Below are 18,542 nucleotides of genomic sequence, written 5' to 3'. Positions count from 1 at the left end.
GTGTTTTGCACTTTTCACATCAAGGTGCAACTTATTCTCACGAAACTGGTTGCACCTTATTTGCTTTGTTGAATAGCATTCGCGGCCAAGGTGCAACCACTCCCGCGAGTCGGTTCATCGGCTGACGGCTTTCCTGGGGAAACGTCAGTCATAAATGCGCGGCACGCAGCTACGTCTAACCTACTTGCAGTGGGTGGCCGTCTGACAGACCGTCGCTACATAAAAACAAAGCCAGGGCGTCACTCCTATGAGCGTTAGTAATCCAACCCTGATCACGTTCGTGATCTATATCGCAGCAATGGTGCTGATCGGCTTCATGGCCTATCGATCCACCAATAACCTTTCCGATTACATCCTGGGCGGCCGTAGCCTTGGTAGCGTAGTGACTGCCTTGTCGGCCGGCGCCTCAGATATGAGCGGCTGGTTGTTGATGGGCCTGCCGGGCGCGATCTACATGTCCGGCCTGTCGGAAAGCTGGATCGCTATCGGCCTGATCGTCGGTGCCTACCTCAACTGGCTGTTCGTCGCCGGTCGCCTGCGGGTCCAGACCGAGCACAACGGTGACGCCCTGACCCTGCCGGATTACTTCTCCAGCCGTTTCGAAGATAAAAGCGGCCTGCTGCGGATCATCTCCGCCGTGGTGATCCTGGTGTTCTTCACCATTTACTGCGCCTCCGGCATCGTGGCCGGTGCTCGCCTGTTCGAAAGCACCTTCGGCATGTCCTACGAGACCGCGCTGTGGGCCGGTGCTGCAGCGACCATTGCCTACACCTTCGTCGGTGGTTTCCTGGCAGTGAGCTGGACCGATACCGTACAAGCCACGCTGATGATCTTCGCGCTGATCCTGACGCCGATTATCGTGCTGCTGGCTACCGGTGGTGTTGACACCACCTTCCTGGCCATCGAAGCCAAGGACCCGACCAACTTCGATATGCTGAAAAACACCACCTTTATCGGCGTCATCTCGCTGATGGGTTGGGGCCTGGGTTACTTCGGCCAGCCGCACATCCTCGCGCGTTTCATGGCGGCGGACTCGGTGAAGTCGATTGCCAAGGCGCGTCGCATCTCCATGGCCTGGATGATCCTGTGCCTGGGTGGCACTGTGGCCGTGGGCTTCTTTGGTATCGCCTACTTCTCGGCGCACCCGGAAGTGGCCGGCGCAGTGACTGAAAACCCTGAGCGCGTGTTTATCGAGCTGGCAAAAATCCTGTTCAACCCATGGGTTGCCGGTGTTTTGCTATCGGCCATTCTCGCTGCCGTCATGAGCACGCTGAGCTGCCAGTTGCTGGTGTGCTCCAGCGCCCTGACCGAAGACTTCTACAAAACCTTCCTACGCAAAAACGCCTCCCAGCTCGAGCTGGTGTGGGTCGGTCGCCTGATGGTGCTGCTGGTTGCCCTGATTGCCATCGCCATGGCCGCCAACCCGGAAAACCGCGTACTGGGCCTGGTGAGCTATGCATGGGCCGGTTTCGGCGCCGCGTTCGGTCCTGTGGTGCTGATTTCGGTCATCTGGAAAGGCATGACCCGCGACGGCGCACTGGCTGGCATCCTGGTCGGCGCGATCACCGTGATCGTGTGGAAACACTTTGAGTTGCTGGGCCTGTACGAAATCATCCCAGGCTTCATCTTCGCCAGCCTCGCGATCTACTTCGTAAGCAAGATGGGCGCACCGACTGCTGGTATGGTCGAGCGCTTTGACGCGGCGGAAAAAGACTACAACCTCAATAAGTAATTCGCCGGGTGTGAAGCACCCTACGAACTGAAAAAAGGCCCGCGTCCTACGGATGGCGGGCCTTTTTTTGTGTGTGGTTTACGTGGGGCTGAAGAAAGTTCTGGCGCGTGCGTGTAGGGTTTTACTGATTTGTTTGGGGTGTGCTCAGCAAGGTGAAACGGTGGTGCAGAATCTGCCACCTATCCCTCGCAGAGAAACACCGGATGTTCGCTCCTGCCAATCAAAGTGCCTTCACCCTGACCCTCGATGGGGAGCCCAGTGAACTCAAGGTGTTCGAGTTCAGGGGTGTTGAGTCCATCAGCCAACCCTACTGTTTTGAACTCGAACTGGTCGCCGAGCAACCCGATCTTGACCTGGAAAGCCTGCTGCATCACCCGGTGTATCTCGGTTTTGATGATCGGGGCCATGGTGTTCATGGTCTGGTTCACCGAGTGGCGCAAGGTGATTCAGGACGCCGACTGACGCGTTATCAAATGACGCTTGTACCGCAGCTGGCCTATCTGGCGCACAGCAGTCACCAGCGTATTTTCCAGCACAAGACCGTACCGCAGATTGTTGCGCAGGTGCTGGAGGGGCAGGGGATCCAGAGCGACCGCTTTGAGTTCCGGCTCAGCGGCACCTACCCCGAGCGCGAGTATTGCGTGCAGTTTGGCGAAACTGATCTGGCCTTCATTCAACGGCTTTGTGCCGAGTTGGGCATTCACTATCACTTCCAGCATTCCGCCGAGGGGCATTTGCTGGTATTCGGCGATGACCAGACGGTGTTTGCCCAAGCGGATCAGCCTACTCCTTACACTCCCGGTTCAGGGATGGTCGCGGACACCCCGGCGATCAAGCGGTTTACGGTGCAGGTGCAGACCCGCGCCACGGCAATCAACCTGCGCGACTATGACTTTCGCAAACCCAGCCTGGCGCTGGAAAGCGCGGTGTCTGGCGAGCAGTTACCCAAGCTAGAAGCGCAGGATTATCCCGGCCACTTCAGCGACCGAGCCCATGGCAAATACCTCGCACAGCGTGGCCTGGAGCGTCATCGCAGCGACTATCGTGTCGCCTGTGGCAGTGGTGATGAACCTGCGCTGGTCAGCGGGCGGTTCCTCAGGCTGGCCGGTCACCCGCGCGAAGACTGGAACGCCTTGTGGCTGGTGACGAAAGTAACCCATGAGGGCAAGCAACCCCAGGTACTGGAAGAGCTTGTAACCGAGGTGTCGGGCGGGGATTTTCGCCAGGGCTATCGCAACGAATTCGCCGCCGCCCCGTGGGATGTGATTTTCCGGCCGCCAATGCCAGGGCAGCCTCGCCCGAGCATTGCTGGCTATCAAAACGCAACGGTGGCCGGCCCCGTCGACAGTGAAATTCATTGTGATGAATACGGCCGGATCAAGGTGCAGTTGGCGTGGGATCGCGCCGGAGAACATAACGACCATTCCAGTTGCTGGCTGCGGGTTGCCAGCGCTTGGGCGCATGACCGTTATGGTTCGGTCGTGATCCCGCGAGTCGGGATGGAAGTGCTGGTGGGCTTCGTCAATGGTGATATGGATATGCCGCTGGTGGTGGGCTGCTTGGCTAACGCGGCAACCCAGGTGCCCCTCGACTTGCCGGCGGACAAGACCCGCAGCATTTTCCGCAGCCAAAGCAGCCCAGGCGGGGGTGGCTACAACGAGCTACGCATTGAGGATCGCAAGGGGGCCGAGGAAATCTACCTGCGTGCCCAGCGTGATTGGACGCAGCATGTGCTGCATGACCATCGGGTGAAGGTGGGCGGTGAGTCGCACCATGAACTGCAGGGCGAAGAGCAGTGCATAACCCATGGCAACCGCTTGACCGACCTCAAGCAAGACGACCATCTAGTGGTTGGCGGCTCGCAGCAGGTGCGCGCCGGGCAGACCATCCAGATCGGTGCAGGGCAAAGCGTTGTCATCGATGCAGGCGCGACCGTCACGATTCAGGCCGGTGGGCAGTCGATCACGCTGTCTGCGGGCGGCATTTTCAGCAGCGTACCGATTCAGCTCGGCGGCTCGGCTGTTCCGACGTCCGCGCCGTTGATTCCTGGCGTGAAAGAGAAGTTGCTGGCCGTGATTCCTGCACCGCTGAGCCGCGTGCAGATCGCGAGTCTGAAGCGCAGCGCGCCGTTTTGCGAAGAGTGTGAGCGTTGTAAAAACGGCCAGTGTGATCTCACCTGACCTCCACCTTAAAAGGACTTTACGTCGATGCATCAACCCTTGCTTGCTGGTGAACAACTCTTCGCGGTATTGGGCGCTGCCAGCGACGCCAAGCCTTTGGAGGCTTGGCGGGCGCTTGCCGTCGGCGCCCCACTGCAACCCGTTTGGGCCGGCACCGCCTATGCAACATGGGAGGAGGTAATGCCCTACGTGGGTATCGTCGAACCGGGCAGCCCTTTCCTCGATTGGGCCGCCTCCACTGACGCAACGGATTGGGGGTGGCTGGCCATATCGTCGAGCCCGTTGGAAAGGGTGGTGGCACATCTGCAAGGCTTGACCAAGGTGTACCTGCCCGATGGCCAGGAGGTGTTTTTGCGTTTATGGGATGGCGATCAGATGCTACCGATCCTCCAGCAAGTAGGGGGGGAGGTGTTGCCGGTATTCCAGCGTTACCTGATCAATGGCCAGTCGCTGACCGTTGCGACTGGCCCGGTCACGGCGGCTAAAGCCAGCCCGTGGTGGCGGGTGCCTGCACCGTTATTGGAGCACCTGGCCGGGCAATCGCCGCAAACCCTTATCGGCAACTTGCTGCAGTGGCTGGAAGAGCAGCGCCCCGACCTCTACACCGCTTTCCCGCCGACGACCTTGCAGCACAAGGTCGCCTACTTCTCGCGCGGTCCGGATGTCAGCCATCAGGCGCTGGCCGACTATCTGGCCTCAGAGCTGAGTTGACCCCAGTGCCTGCTGCAGATCTTCGATCAGGTCTTCAATCGCCTCGATACCGACTGACAGGCGAATCATCTCCGGCTTCACGCCGGCCTTGGCTTGTTCCTGCTCGTTCATCTGCCGATGGGTGGTAGAGGCGGGGTGACAGGCCAGGGATTTGGCATCGCCGATGTTTACCAATCGCTTGAAGATCTGCAGCGCGTCGTAGAAGCGCACACCGGCCTCGTAACCACCCTTTAGGCCAAACGACAGGATCGCCGACGGTTTACCCTGCATGTATTTCTGCGCCAATACGTGATGTGGATGGTCTGGCAGGCCGGCGTAGCTGACCCACTCGACATCCGCGTGGTCTTGCAGGAATTGCGCAACTTTCAGGGCGTTTTCGGTATGGCGCTCCATGCGCAGGGCCAGGGTTTCCAGGCCCTGTAACAGCAGGAAAGCATTCATCGGTGCCAGCGCCGCGCCGGTGTTGCGCAGCGGCACGGTGCGAGCGCGGGCGATAAAGGCGGCGGGGCCGAATTTTTCCGTGTATACCACGCCGTGATAGGCCGGCTCGGGGGTGTTGAGGCCGGGGAATTTTTCTGGGTAGTCGGTCCAGGGGAAGGTGCCACTGTCGACGATCACACCGCCCAGGGAATTGCCGTGGCCACCGATGTACTTGGTCACCGAGTGCACCACGATATCGGCGCCGAACTGGATCGGCTTGCACAGGATCGGCGTGGCGACGGTGTTATCCACCATCAGCGGCACGCCACGGGCGCGGGCCACCTTGGCCAAGGCTTCCAGGTCGACGATATTGCCGGCTGGGTTGCCGATGCTTTCGCAGTACACCAGCTTGGTGTTGTCGTCGATCAGCGCGGCGATGGCTTCTGCAGAGTCATCCCGGGCGAAACGTACATCGACGCCGAAGCTCGGCAGCAAGTGCGCGAACAAGGTGTAGGTGCCGCCGTAGAGTTGCGGGGTGGTGACGATATTGTCGCCGGCACGGGTGAGGGTCTGGATCGCATAATGGATCGCCGCGCTGCCGGCCGACACCGCCAGGGCGGCAATACCCCCTTCAAGGGCGGCAATGCGCTGCTCCAGCACATCGTTGGTGGGGTTCATGATCCGTGTGTAGATATTGCCGGGTACGTCCAGGTTGAACAGGTCGGCGCCGTGCTGGGCGTTATCGAATTCGAAAGCGACATTCTGATAGATCGGCACGGCGACGGCCTTGGTAGTCGGATCGGACTTGAAGCCGTGATGCAGCGCGATGGTGGCGTCTTTCATGATTGTTATTGACCTCCCTGGATAGTGGATGGCCACAATAAATCTGCTCCAGTGCTGACATTTAGATTTTTTTCAACCAGCTTCCTGTCTTTACGATATAAGCACCGCCCGGCACGCCACCCTGCACCTGAGCCTGCGTAAAAGGTAAACTTCGCCCCCTGCGCAGGAGCAACCATGAATTATCGTCACGCCTTTCACGCCGGCAACCACGCCGATGTCTTCAAACACCTGACCTTGACCCGCCTCATCGCCCTGATGTCGCGCAAGGAGCAGCCGTTCGCCTACCTCGACACCCACGCCGGCATCGGTCTGTACGACCTGCAAGGCGACCAGGCCAACCGCACCGGTGAATACCTGGAAGGCATCGCGCGCCTGTGGGGCGAAAGCGACCTGCCGCCGCTGACCGCCGATTACATGCGTGTATTGCACGAAATGAACCCGGATGGCGAGTTGCGCTACTACCCGGGCTCGCCGGAGCTGGCGCGGCGCCTCACGCGTCCACAGGACCGCGTACTGCTCAATGAAATGCATCCGGAAGACGGTCTACTGCTCAAGGACAACATGAAAGGTGATCGCCGGGTCAAGGTGCACTTGGGCGAAGGCTGGCATGTGCCACGTGCCTTGCTGCCGGTGCCGGAAAAGCGCGCGCTGATGCTGATTGATCCGCCGTTCGAGAAACTCGACGAGATGCAACGTTGCGCGGCGTCCCTCAAAGAAGCCGTGAGCCGCATGCGCCAGACCGTCGCGGCCATCTGGTACCCGGTGAAGGACCAGCGCCTGTTGCGCCGTTTCTACCAAGACCTGGCCGGCACCGGTGCGCCGAAGTTGCTGCGTGTGGAGTTGCTGGTGCATCCGCTGGACACGCCCAACACCCTGACCGGCTCGGGCCTGGCAATCGCCAACCCGCCGTGGGGGCTGGAGGAGGAGTTGCGTGAGCTGCTGCCGTGGTTGTCCAAAAAACTTGGGCAGACCCAGGGTGGGTGGCAGATGGATTGGCTGATCGCTGAATAACTGCAGTGAAGGGCGTTGGTGTAGTGAGCGGGCTTGCCCCGCGCTGGGTTGCGTAGCGGCCCCAATAAATCCACTGAGATGTTTCAGGTAAACCGCAGTGTGAGGTTGTGGGGCTGCTACGCAGCCCAGCGCGGGGCAAGCCCGCTCACTGCAATAACCCTAGATATAGCGTCAGATCGGGCAGCTCACGCCCGTACCGCCGATCCCGCAATAGCCCTGCGGGTTCTTCGCCAGATACTGCTGGTGATACGTCTCGGCGAAGTACACCGTCGGCGCTTCTTCGATTTCCGTCGTGATCTCACCCAGGCCGGCCTTGGTCAATTCAGCCTGATAGGCATCAGCACTGGCCTGCGCCGCCGCCAACTGCTCCGGCGTGGTCGCATAGATCACCGAGCGGTACTGGCTGCCAATGTCATTCCCCTGGCGCATGCCCTGGGTTGGGTTGTGCAGTTCCCAGAACATCTTCAGCAGGTCTTCGTATTTCACTTTGGCTTGGTCATACACCACCAGCACCACTTCACTGTGGCCGGTCAGGCCCGAGCAGACTTCTTCATAGGTCGGGTTCGGCGTGTAACCGCCGGCGTAACCCACCACGGTACTGACCACGCCATCGCGCTCCCAGAACTTGCGCTCGGCGCCCCAGAAACAACCCAGGCCGAAGATCGCAAAGCCGACGTCATCGAGGAACGGCCCGAGCAGCGGGTTGCCGTTGACGAAATGAGTCTCTGGCAGCGTCATTGGGGTTTCACGACCAGGCAACGCTTGTTCTTGAGTTGGCAGCACGTTTTTGTTCACCAGAATTTCCGAGCGCAAGACCATGATCAGTCCTCTCAGTCAGGTTGAGTTAGATGCGAATTCAGACCGCCAGTGTGCCCGAGTGTTACAACGCTGTCAGGCGATTGGCCCGCGCGGATAGCGTTTGAGCTTATCAAGCAGCTCTGCGCCGGGGATTGGGCGGTCAAACAGGTAACCCTGGCCGACATCGCAACGGTGCCGGCGCAGGAACGCCAGTTGCTCGACCGTCTCGATGCCCTCGGCCACGACCTTGAGCTTAAGGTTGTGGGCCATGGCGATCACCGCTGAGGTGATTTCCATGTCGTCCTGGTTGTCCGGGATTTCGTGAATGAAGCTGCGATCAATCTTGATGATGTCGATGGGGAATTTTTTCAAGTAGCTCAACGAGGAGTAACCGGTGCCGAAGTCATCCATGGCCAATGTCAGGCCAAAGCTTTTCAGCTGATCGAGTTGCAAGCGCGTGTCTTCGGTGGCTTCGAGCAGCAAACCTTCGGTCAGCTCCAGTTCCAGCAGGTTGGCCGGCAGTTGTTCTTCCTTGAGGATCGTGGCAATCGACGCGACCAGGTCCGGGTCAGAGAACTGCTTGGGCGACAGGTTGATCGCCACCTGCAGATTGCCCATGCCGGCGGCACTCAGTTGCTTGCTCATGCGGCAGGCCTGGCGCGCAATCCATTTGCCGATGGGGATGATCAGCCCGGTCTCTTCAGCCACGCTGATGAACTGGTCCGGGCGGATCATGCCCTTTTCCGGGTGGTTCCAGCGCAGCAGCGCCTCCATGCCCAGCAAGCGGCCGCTGCGCAGGCACAGCTTGGGCTGGTAGAACACGTCCAACTCGTTCTGGGTGAGGGCGCGGCGCAGGTTGTTTTCCACGAACAGTTTGTAGCTGGCTTCGGCATTCAGGGCTTCGGTAAACACTTGCACCTGGTGTTTACCGTTGGCCTTGGCCTTGTGCAGGGCCAGGCCGGCGTTGCGCATCAGGGTTTGCGGATCGCGGCCATGCAGCGGCGCGCAGGCGAGGCCCACGGAGCCGGTGACGCTGATCAACTGATTATCGACGAACATCGGTTTGTCGAGGGTCGCGAGCAGTTGGCTGGCGACCTGCTGGCCGGTCTCCAGATCGGTGTCGTCGAGCAATACCGCAAACTCGTTGCTGGCAAAGCGGGCCAGGCTGCCGCTGGCGCTCAGGCTGTTGCGCAGGCGGCGCGCCAGGCTGATCAACAGTTTGTCACCGGTCTGGTGGCCAAGGCTGTCGTTGATTCGCTTGAAGTTATCGATGTCCACCAGCAACAGGCTGATCGGGCTGTCGCTGTCACGTGCAAAACGTTCATCCAGGTTGCGGATAAACGAGGGGCGGTTGCCCAGGTTGGTCAAGTTGTCGGTGTAGGCCAGGCGCTCGATGCGCTGCTGGGCCAGCTTGGTCTGGGTGATGTCTTCGTAGATGCCGATGTAGTGCGTCAGCTCACGGTTATCGCCATAGACCTTGGAAATCGACAGTTGGCCCCAGTAGGGTTCGAGGTTTTTACGCCGGCTTTTGAATTCGCCCTGCCAGCTGTTGCTCTTGGCCAGGCTCGACGGTGCGTCGAACAGTAATTCGCTGAGGTTTTCCAGCGCCGGCAATTGGGCCAGGCGGTGGCCGTGGACTTCTTCGGCGCTGTACTGGGTGATCGCGGTAAAGCTTGGGTTGACGTACTCCACCACGCCGTCGCAGTTGACCAGCAAAAACGCGTTGGCGCTTTGTTCCACGGCACGCTGGAACAAGTGCAAGGCACTGGTGGCGGTGCGGCGGTTGTGGTTGTTGATAACTTGCGCGAACTGATCGGCCAGTTCGCCGGCAAAGGCAATTTCGTCGGCCTGCCAGGCGCGCGTGCAGCTGCTTTGTTCCAGGCACAACACGCCGACGACCTGGCCATCGACGCGGATGCTCGCGTCGAGCATGGCGTGAATGTCTTTGTTCTCGGCCATTTCCCGGGTACGCGGGTCGCGCAAGGCGTTGGTGGCGTCAATGGCGCGGCTGGTGTGCAGGGCTTCGAGGTAATCCGGGAAGCAGCTTGCGTCAATGGGGTCGGGCAGGTGGTGCTGCTGGTCGTCGCGGTGGTAGGCCGAGATGGGCACCAGGCGCTGGCCTTCGAGGTTCCAGATGCTGGCGCAGTCGATCTGGTAGATATCACAGGCACTGCGGGTGATCAGCTCAGCGGCTTCTTGCAACGAATTGTTGGTGGTGTAGCGCTGCCGGGCCAGCAGCAGGATCAACTCCTGTTGGGCACGCACCCGCTCCAAGTGTTGCAACTGTTCCTGCTGGGCGCGCTGGTTGAGCTCCAGTGCGATCTGCAGGCGGCTGTTCTGGTTTTCCAGGTCTGCCGTGGGCACGGCAGCGGGGAGTTCGCTGAACAGGCCGTCGACCACCATCAGGTAGCCGCGCAGCAGGTGGCGATTATGTTGTTTATAGGCTTCGCCCATTTCCAGCAGGCTCAGCGGGCCATCATTGGTGTGCAGGGTATAGCGCACCAAGTAGTGAGGGCTCAGGGCCAGTTGCTGCTGGATGGTGTCGTGCAGTTCATAACGCGCCTGGGGTTCCATCAGGCTGGCGTAGGGCGTGCCGAGCAGGGCACACAACTCTACAGCCGACAGACCGAATTGGCGCTCGCAATTGGGGTCGAGGTAAAGGAGGGCCCAGCTTGCCTCATTAAGCCGCTCGAAACGCAGCATACCGAGGCGCGAAGGCACCGGTAACTGCGTCACTACCTCGGCCGCCATTCGGGCGACATCGGGTTGGCTTTTCATGGGGCAGACTCACTTGAAATAACGCGCACGGCGCCGGGCTTACGCCCTCTTTTCTGTTGCCTGCGGCAAGGTTGCATCATGCGGCGCAGGCTGACAAGAGAGGATGAAGGCTAAGTGCTATAAGGGGGTTATCGGCCGCGGGAGGGGTTTCTTCAATCGGAATGATGGAAGGTGTACAAACCTGTCTTCTTTATCCAGCTTCCTGCTGGAAAACAGGCAAAAAAAGCCCCGCCAAGTGGCGGGGTTGAGGTACGAGCGTGGCGCTCGGAAATCGGTGCAGCCAGGCCTCCTCGGTGAGGAGGAGGCCCGTTGAGACTTACAGCAGGATGGTGCGGATGTCGTTCAGCAGTTGGCTCAAGCGCTGCGTGAAGCGAGCAGCAGCGGCGCCGTTGATCACGCGGTGATCGTAGGACAGCGACAGCGGCAGCATCAGCTTAGGCTGGAACGCTTTACCGTCCCACACAGGCTGGATAGTGGCCTTGGACACACCCAGGATCGCCACTTCCGGCGCGTTGACGATTGGCGTGAAGCCAGTGCCGCCAATGTGACCGAGGCTGGAGATGGTGAAGCACGCGCCTTGCATGTCGTCTGCGGTGAGCTTCTTGTCGCGGGCCTTGGCAGCCAGTGCAGCGGCTTCGGCAGCGAGTTGCAGCAGGCTCTTCTGGTCGACGTTCTTGATGACCGGTACCAGCAGGCCTTCCGGGGTGTCGACGGCAAAGCCAATGTGCACGTATTTCTTGCGAATGATCGCCTTGCCGCTTGGCGCCAGCGAACTGTTGAAGTCCGGCAGTTCCTTGAGCAGGTGCGCACACGCCTTGAGCAGCAGTGGCAGCACGGTCAGTTTCACGCCGGCCTTCTCGGCCACGGCTTTCTGCGCAACGCGGAAAGCTTCCAGGTCGGTGATGTCGGCCTGGTCGAACTGAGTCACGTGCGGGATGTTCAGCCAGCTCGCGTGCAGGCTCGACGCGCCGATTTGCATCAGGCGGGTCATCGGCACTTCTTCGGTTTCGCCGAAGCGGCTGAAGTCCACGGTGCGGATTGGCGGAATGCCCGAACCACCGGTAGCGCCACCGGCAGCCGGCGCTTCCTTGGCTTTCTGCATCATGGATTTGACGTAGACCTGAACGTCTTCCTTCAGCACGCGGCCGTGAGGGCCGGTTGCCGACACAGCATTCAGCTCAACGCCGAATTCACGGGCCAATTGACGCACGGCAGGACCGGCGTGAACCTTGGCACCACTTGGCGCAGGTGCGGCAGCAGCAGGGGCCGGAGCGGCCTCAGCAGGGGCCGGAGCGGCCTCAGCTTTTGCAGCAGGCGCAGGGGCGGCAGCAGCCGGAGCAGCCTCAGCCTTGGCAGCCGGAGCGGCGGCAGGTGCTGGAGCGGCTGCAGGCGCAGCGCCTTGTACTTTCAGCTTGAGGATGAAGTCACCGGTGCCGACTTCGTCTTCCAGCTTGACCGCGATGCTTTCCACCACGCCGGCAGCCGGCGAAGGGATTTCCATGGAGGCCTTGTCGGACTCCAGGGTGATCAGCGACTGGTCGGCTTCGACGGTGTCGCCGACCTTGACCAGCAGCTCGATGATCTTGGCCTTGCCCGACGAGCCGATGTCCGGGACGTGGATGTCCTGAACGCTGGCAGCGGCAGGTTCTGCAGCCGCAGGGGCTGCAGGGGCTGCAGGGGCCTCGGCAGCAGCAGGCTTTTCAGCAGCAGGCGCGGGTGCGGCAGCGGCAGCAGGCGCCGCCGCAGGCGCTGCATCAGCAGCCCCTTCGATTTCCAGTTCCAGCAGTTCGTCGCCTTCTTTCAGGCGGTCGCCCAGCTTCACTTTCAGGCTCTTGACCACGCCGGCCTTGGGAGCAGGGATTTCCATGCTCGCCTTGTCCGACTCCAGGGTCAGGATGCTCTGGTCGGCTTCGACGGTGTCGCCGACCTTCACAAACAGCTCGATTACTTCACCTTCACCGCTGCCGATGTCAGGTACGCGAATGAGTTCGCTCACAAAAAATCTCCTCAGCAGTCCAGTGGGTTGCGTTTTTCCGGGTTGATCCCGAACTTGACGATAGCGTCAGCCACCACCTTGGGTTCGATCTCACCACGGTCAGCCAAGGCTTCCAGGGCTGCCAACACCACGAAGTGACGGTCGACTTCGAAGAAGTGACGCAGCTTCTTGCGGCTGTCACTGCGGCCGAAACCGTCGGTGCCCAGGACTTTGAATTCCTTGGACGGGACCCACTGGCGAATTTGTTCAGCAAACAGCTTCATGTAGTCGGTGGACGCGATGACCGGACCTTTACGGCCGTTCAGGCATTCTTCGACGTAGCTCAGTTGTGGCTTCTGGCCAGGGTGCAGGCGGTTGTTGCGCTCAACGGCCAGGCCGTCGCGACGCAGTTCGTTGAAGCTGGTAACGCTCCACACGTCAGCGCCGACGTTGAACTCGTCACGCAGGATCTTCGCCGCTTCACGCACTTCACGCAGGATGGTGCCGGAGCCCATCAGCTGCACGTGGTGCGCCGCTTCCTTGGTGTCTTCTTCGAGCAGGTACATGCCCTTGATGATGCCTTCCTCAACACCGGCCGGCATGGCAGGTTGCTGGTAGGACTCGTTCATCACGGTGATGTAGTAGAAAACGTCCTGCTGTTCTTCGGTCATCTTCTTCATGCCGTCCTGGATGATCACCGCCAGCTCATAGCCGTAGGTTGGATCAAAGGTGCGGCAGTTCGGGATGGTGGCAGCCAGGATGTGGCTGTGACCGTCTTCGTGTTGCAGGCCTTCGCCGTTCAACGTAGTCCGGCCGGCGGTACCGCCGATCAGGAAGCCACGGGTACGGCTGTCGCCTGCTGCCCACGCCAGGTCGCCAATACGCTGGAAGCCGAACATCGAGTAGAAGATGTAGAACGGCAGCATTGGCTGGTTGTGGCTGGAGTACGACGTACCGGCAGCGATGAAGGAGCTCATGGCGCCCGCTTCGTTGATGCCTTCTTCGAGGATCTGGCCCTTCTTGTCTTCCTTGTAGAACATCACCTGGTCTTTATCGACTGGCTCGTAGAGCTGGCCGACGGAGGAGTAGATGCCCAACTGGCGGAACATGCCTTCCATACCGAAGGTACGGGCTTCGTCCGGGATGATCGGGACGATGCGCGAACCGATTTCCTTGTCCTTGACCAGCTGCGCGAGGATCCGCACGAAGGCCATGGTGGTAGAGATTTCACGGTCGCCCGAGCCGTCCAGGATAGCCTTCAGCGTATCGAGTGGCGGGGTCGGAATGCTTACGCTCTTGGCTCGACGCTGCGGCACGAAACCGCCCAGTGCAGTGCGACGCTCGCTCAGGTAGCGGGCTTCGGCGCTGTTTGGCTCCGGCTTGAAGAACGGCAGGTTTTCCAGCTCTTCGTCCTTGACCGGAATGTCGAAGCGGTCGCGGAACAACTTCAGGCTGTCGACATCGACTTTCTTGGTGTTGTGCGCAGTGTTCTTCGCTTCGCCGGCACCGGTGCCATAACCCTTGATGGTCTTGGCCAGGATGACGGTGGGTTGTTCTTTGTGGTTGACCGCTTCGTGGTACGCCGCGTAGACCTTGTACGGGTCGTGGCCGCCACGGTTGAGTTTCCAGATCTCGTCGTCGGACAGGTCTGCAACCATCGCCTTGAGTTCTGGCGTGTTGAAGAAATGTTCACGCACGAATGCGCCGTCTTTGGCTTTGTAGTTCTGGTACTCGCCGTCGATGACTTCGTCCATGCGACGTTGCAGGATGCCGTCGACGTCCTTGGCCAGCAGTGGGTCCCAGAAACGGCCCCAGATGACTTTGGTCACGTTCCAGTGAGCGCCGCGGAACACGCCTTCGAGTTCCTGGATGATCTTGCCGTTGCCGCGAACCGGGCCGTCGAGGCGCTGCAGGTTGCAGTTGATGACGAAGATCAGGTTGTCGAGCTTCTCGCGGCCGGCCAGGGAGATGGCGCCCAGGGATTCCGGCTCGTCACACTCGCCGTCGCCCAGGAAGCACCAGACTTTCTGCTTGCCTTCAGGGATGAAGCCACGGGCTTCCAGGTACTTCATGAAGCGTGCCTGGTAGATCGCTTGAATTGGACCCAGACCCATGGAAACGGTCGGGAACTGCCAGAAATCAGGCATCAGCCAAGGGTGCGGGTAGGACGACAGGCCCTGGCCGTCGACTTCCTGGCGGAAGTTGTTCATCTGCTCTTCGGTGATGCGGCCTTCCATGAACGCACGGGCGTAGACGCCTGGCGAGGTGTGGCCCTGGAAGTAGATGAGGTCGCCGCCGTGTTCGTCGGTCGGCGCCTGGAAGAAATAGTTGAAGCCGATGTCATACAGGGTTGCGCTGGAGGCGAAGCTGGAGATGTGACCGCCCAGGTCAGAATCTTTCAAGTTCGTGCGCATTACCATCGCCATGGCGTTCCAACGTACCAGCGAGCGAATGCGGCGTTCCATGAACAGGTCGCCAGGCATGCGTGCTTCGTGGGTAACGGGGATGGTGTTGCGGTATGGCGTAGTGATGGCGTAAGGCAGTTGCGAGCCGCTGCGGGTCGCGAGTTCGCCCATACGGGTCATCAGGTAGTGAGCACGGTCTTCGCCTTCTTTGTCGAGAACCGATTCCAGGGCGTCCAGCCATTCCTGGGTTTCGACGGGATCGAGGTCTTGCATGGCTTGCTCCAGGGCGGAAAGGCTACCAGAATCGGTTGCCTGAAGTTTGCGACTGGCCTTGTGGGCAGACGACATAAATTCTTGGATGGCCGAAGGTTGCTTCGGCGTCCTGTAGTTTTACTACAAATCGTCGGCCATTTCAGCCTTTCGAATGTATATACGAGTAGTAAAACTACACAAGACTGAGCGTATGGCTCGGTCTGGCTGGTGAGCATAATCGTTATTGTTGATCTTTTGCGAACAAGAAAAGGTAGAAGTTTAATGTTCCCTGCCAACAACTATGAATTTTCAGCTATTTATAACCTTTGTTCGACAGTCCTTCATGTAGCGCCGGTATCACGTCCACCGCAACCCGCCATTTACGCGCTGATCAAGGATAGACCATGAGCCTTCCAACGCTGGCCGAACTGCCGGCCATTCTCTTGCCAAAAGCCCAGCGGGCCGAGCAGTCATTTCGTGACGCCGTGGCCGCGCTGGACGACGATCATGGACTTTCTGCGTGGACGCCGCAACGGTGGGCCGACTTCGTCCGCGTGTGCGCCGCCAGTGATTTCGTGATTGAACAGAGTGTTCGTGACCCTTTGATGTTGCTCGAATTGGTGGCCTGGGGCGAGCTGGACCGGGGGTTCGCCCCTGGCGAGCTGTGCGGGCAAATTGCTGGCGCAGTGCAACAAGCCGAAACAGAAGACGAGCTGGGCCGTGTGTTGCGTCGCCAGCGTACCCGCCAGCAAGTACGCATCATCTGGCGCGATTTGACCCGCCAGGCGGACCTGGTGCAAACCTGCCGCGACCTTTCCGATATGGCCGATGCGAGCATCGACCAGGCCTACCAGTGGCTGTACCAGCGCCACTGCGCGCAGTTCGGCACGCCTACCGGCCGGCGCAGCGGCGAGCCGCAGCACATGGTCATCCTCGGCATGGGCAAGCTCGGCGCGGTGGAGCTGAACCTGTCGTCGGATATCGACCTGATTTTCGCGTATCCCGAAGGCGGCGAAACCGTCGGTGTTAAACGCTCGCTGGACAACCAGGAATTTTTCATCCGCCTTGGTCAAAAACTGATCAAGGCCCTCGACCCGATGACGGTTGACGGCTTTGTGTTCCGCGTCGATATGCGCCTGCGCCCCTACGGTTCAGCGGGCGCGTTGGTGCTCAGCTTCAATGCGCTGGAGCAGTACTACCAGGACCAGGGGCGTGACTGGGAGCGCTACGCCATGATCAAGGCGCGGGTGGTGGCGGGCGACCAGGTGGCGGGTGCGCAACTGCTCGATATGCTGCGACCGTTCGTTTATCGGCGCTATCTGGACTTCTCCGCCATCGAAGCGCTGCGCACCATGAAGCAGTTGATCCAGCAGGAAGTGCGGCGCAAAGGCATGGCCGACAATATCAAGCTGGGCTCGGGCGGTATCCGCGAAGTGGAATTTATCGCCCAGGCCTTCCAGCTGATCCATGGCGGCCGCGACCTCAGCTTGCAACAGCGGCCGCTGCTCAAGGTGCTCGGCACCCTGGAAGGCCAGGGCTACCTGCCGCCGGCGGTGATCGCCGAATTGCGCAATGGCTACGAATTCCTGCGTTATACCGAACATGCGATCCAGGCGATTGCCGACCGCCAGACGCAAATGCTCCCGGACGACCCGCAAGATCAGGCGCGCATTGCCTTTATGCTGGGCTTCGCCGACTGGGCCGCGTTCCACGAGCGCCTGATGTACTGGCGCGGGCGCGTGGACTGGCATTTCCGTCAAGTGATTGCCGATCCAGACGAAGAAGAGGGTGAAGAAAGCGAGCTGGTCGTGGGCGGTGAGTGGTTGCCGTTGTGGGAAGAATCCCAAGACGACGAAGCGGCCTGCCGCCAATTGGCCGAAGGCGGGTTCACTGACGCGACCAAGGCGCTCAAAGCGTTGGCCGGCCTGCGCAACAGCCCGCAACTGCGTGCCATGCAGCGCCTGGGGCGCGAACGCCTGGATGCATTTATTCCGCGTCTGCTCGCCCAGGCTGTCGAACACGCCAACCCGGACCTGGTGCTGGAGCGCGTGTTGCCGCTGGTGGAAGCGGTCGCCCGGCGTTCTGCCTACCTGGTGCTGCTCACGGAAAACCCCGATGCCCTGCGTCGCCTGTTGACCCTGTGCGCCGCCAGCCCGTGGATCGCCGAACAGATCACCCGCTTCCCGCTGCTGCTGGATGAATTGCTTAACGAAGGCCGTTTGTTCAAGCCGCCATTGGCGCCGGAGCTTGCGGCTGAACTGCGCGAGCGCCTGACGCGAATCCCCGAGGACGACCTTGAGCAGCAGATGGAAGCCTTGCGGCACTTCAAGTTGGCTCACCGCCTGCGCGTGGCCGCGTCGGAAATCGCCGGCAGCCTGCCGCTGATGAAAGTCAGCGACTACCTGACCTGGCTTGCCGAGGCCATTCTTGAGCAGGTGCTGGCCCTGGCCTGGCGCCAGACCGTCGCGCGTCACGGCTCGCCACAGCGGTTGGACGGTACGTTGTGCGATCCTGGGTTCATTATTGTCGGTTACGGGAAAGTCGGCGGGATCGAACTGGGGCATGGTTCGGACCTGGACCTGGTGTTTATCCATGACGGCGATCCGCAGGCTGAAACCGATGGCGCCAAGCCGATTGATGGCGCGCAGTTCTTCACGCGCCTGGGCCAGCGCATCATTCACTTGCTGACCACCCAGACCAACTCCGGCCAGCTGTATGAAGTGGACATGCGCCTGCGGCCTTCCGGGGCCTCCGGGCTGTTGGTCAGTTCACTGGGAGCGTTCGATCGCTATCAACAAAATGAAGCCTGGACCTGGGAGCACCAGGCATTGATCCGTGCGCGGGTGCTGGTCGGTAGCCAGGATGTGGGGCATGCGTTTGAACACGTCCGGGCTAAAGTGTTGGGCCGGGAGCGGGACCTGGCGAAGCTGCGTCAGGAGGTCAGCGAGATGCGCGCGAAGATGCGTGACAACCTGGGTACCAAGACCACGGCGGCCGGCACCGGCGCCAATGCCTTCGAAGCCACGGCGGCGTTCGACCTCAAGCAGGACGCCGGAGGTATCGTCGATATTGAATTTATGGTGCAATACGCGGCTTTGGCGTGGTCTGCGCAACATCCATCGTTGCTGCGCTATACCGACAATATCCGCATTCTGGAAGGCCTGGAGCAGGTGGGCTTGATGCCCGCCACCGATGCCCACCTGCTGCGTGAGGTGTATAAGGCCTACCGTTCCGCCGCGCACCGCCAGGCCTTGCAAAACGAGGCCGGTACGGTGGCCGGGGATCAGTTCGCCGACGAACGGCGCCAGGTGATGCGAATCTGGAAAGAACTGGGGTTAAGCTGAAACTTGATGAATTGAGCGACGCCGATCTGATGTGGAAACCGGCTTTATGTGGGAGCGGGCTTGCTCGCGAAGCAGGCGCTGCGGTCTGTCTAT

10 protein-coding genes are annotated in these 18,542 nt (G+C 60.4%); 5 read left to right on the top strand and 5 right to left on the bottom strand.

The genetic code is table 11. The annotated features are described in order from the left end of the window. The first annotated feature begins 247 nt into the window (after positions 1–247). From putP to BFP95_RS07525, 3 genes are all read left to right on the top strand, one after another. On the top strand, positions 248–1,732 hold the full coding sequence (gene putP, locus BFP95_RS07535) for a sodium/proline symporter PutP (protein ID WP_065875278.1): 1,485 nt from the start codon (positions 248–250) through the stop codon (positions 1,730–1,732). 203 nt (positions 1,733–1,935) lie between these two features. Further along, complete coding sequence (locus BFP95_RS07530; protein WP_065875277.1) at positions 1,936–3,912, top strand: type VI secretion system Vgr family protein; 1,977 nt, start codon at positions 1,936–1,938, stop codon at positions 3,910–3,912. A 27-nt stretch (positions 3,913–3,939) separates the two neighbouring features. Then, positions 3,940–4,623 (top strand): DUF4123 domain-containing protein, encoded by a 684-nt coding sequence (locus BFP95_RS07525; RefSeq protein ID WP_065875276.1) that lies wholly within the window; start codon positions 3,940–3,942, stop codon positions 4,621–4,623. Here BFP95_RS07525 and BFP95_RS07520 read toward each other — a convergent pair. Then, positions 4,609–5,886 (bottom strand): O-acetylhomoserine aminocarboxypropyltransferase/cysteine synthase family protein, encoded by a 1,278-nt coding sequence (locus BFP95_RS07520; RefSeq protein ID WP_065875275.1) that lies wholly within the window; start codon positions 5,884–5,886, stop codon positions 4,609–4,611. The genes BFP95_RS07525 and BFP95_RS07520 overlap by 15 nt on opposite strands. A gap of 174 nt (positions 5,887–6,060) precedes the next feature. On the opposite strand from BFP95_RS07520, the gene BFP95_RS07515 reads away from it, so the two are divergent. After that, positions 6,061–6,897, top strand: coding sequence for a 23S rRNA (adenine(2030)-N(6))-methyltransferase RlmJ (locus BFP95_RS07515; RefSeq protein ID WP_065889131.1), 837 nt, complete (start codon positions 6,061–6,063; stop codon positions 6,895–6,897). A gap of 171 nt (positions 6,898–7,068) precedes the next feature. Here BFP95_RS07515 and msrA read toward each other — a convergent pair whose 3' ends face one another. From msrA to aceE, 4 genes are all read right to left on the bottom strand, one after another. After that, positions 7,069–7,716 (bottom strand): peptide-methionine (S)-S-oxide reductase MsrA, encoded by a 648-nt coding sequence (gene msrA, locus BFP95_RS07510; protein ID WP_065875274.1) that lies wholly within the window; start codon positions 7,714–7,716, stop codon positions 7,069–7,071. A 72-nt stretch (positions 7,717–7,788) separates the two neighbouring features. Then, the gene (locus tag BFP95_RS07505; protein ID WP_065875273.1) at positions 7,789–10,473 is read right to left on the bottom strand and encodes a putative bifunctional diguanylate cyclase/phosphodiesterase; all 2,685 of its coding nucleotides are present in this window, start codon (positions 10,471–10,473) and stop codon (positions 7,789–7,791) included. Positions 10,474–10,789: 316 nt separating this feature from the next. Next, positions 10,790–12,469 carry a dihydrolipoyllysine-residue acetyltransferase gene (aceF, locus tag BFP95_RS07495; protein WP_065909712.1) on the bottom strand — a complete coding sequence of 560 codons (1,680 nt, stop codon included), beginning with the start codon at positions 12,467–12,469 and terminating at the stop codon, positions 10,790–10,792. 11 nt (positions 12,470–12,480) lie between these two features. After that, positions 12,481–15,126 (bottom strand): pyruvate dehydrogenase (acetyl-transferring), homodimeric type, encoded by a 2,646-nt coding sequence (gene aceE / locus BFP95_RS07490; RefSeq protein WP_065879860.1) that lies wholly within the window; start codon positions 15,124–15,126, stop codon positions 12,481–12,483. 383 nt (positions 15,127–15,509) lie between these two features. On the opposite strand from aceE, the gene glnE reads away from it, so the two are divergent. Continuing rightward, complete coding sequence (gene glnE / locus BFP95_RS07485; protein ID WP_065875269.1) at positions 15,510–18,449, top strand: bifunctional [glutamate--ammonia ligase]-adenylyl-L-tyrosine phosphorylase/[glutamate--ammonia-ligase] adenylyltransferase; 2,940 nt, start codon at positions 15,510–15,512, stop codon at positions 18,447–18,449. The last annotated feature ends 93 nt before the right edge of the window (positions 18,450–18,542 follow it).

Source organism: Pseudomonas sp. 58 R 12, from assembly GCF_900005865.1.
In the GTDB taxonomy this organism is placed as follows: domain Bacteria; phylum Pseudomonadota; class Gammaproteobacteria; order Pseudomonadales; family Pseudomonadaceae; genus Aquipseudomonas; species Aquipseudomonas tritici.
This window is presented reverse-complemented; position numbering and strand designations above follow the sequence as displayed.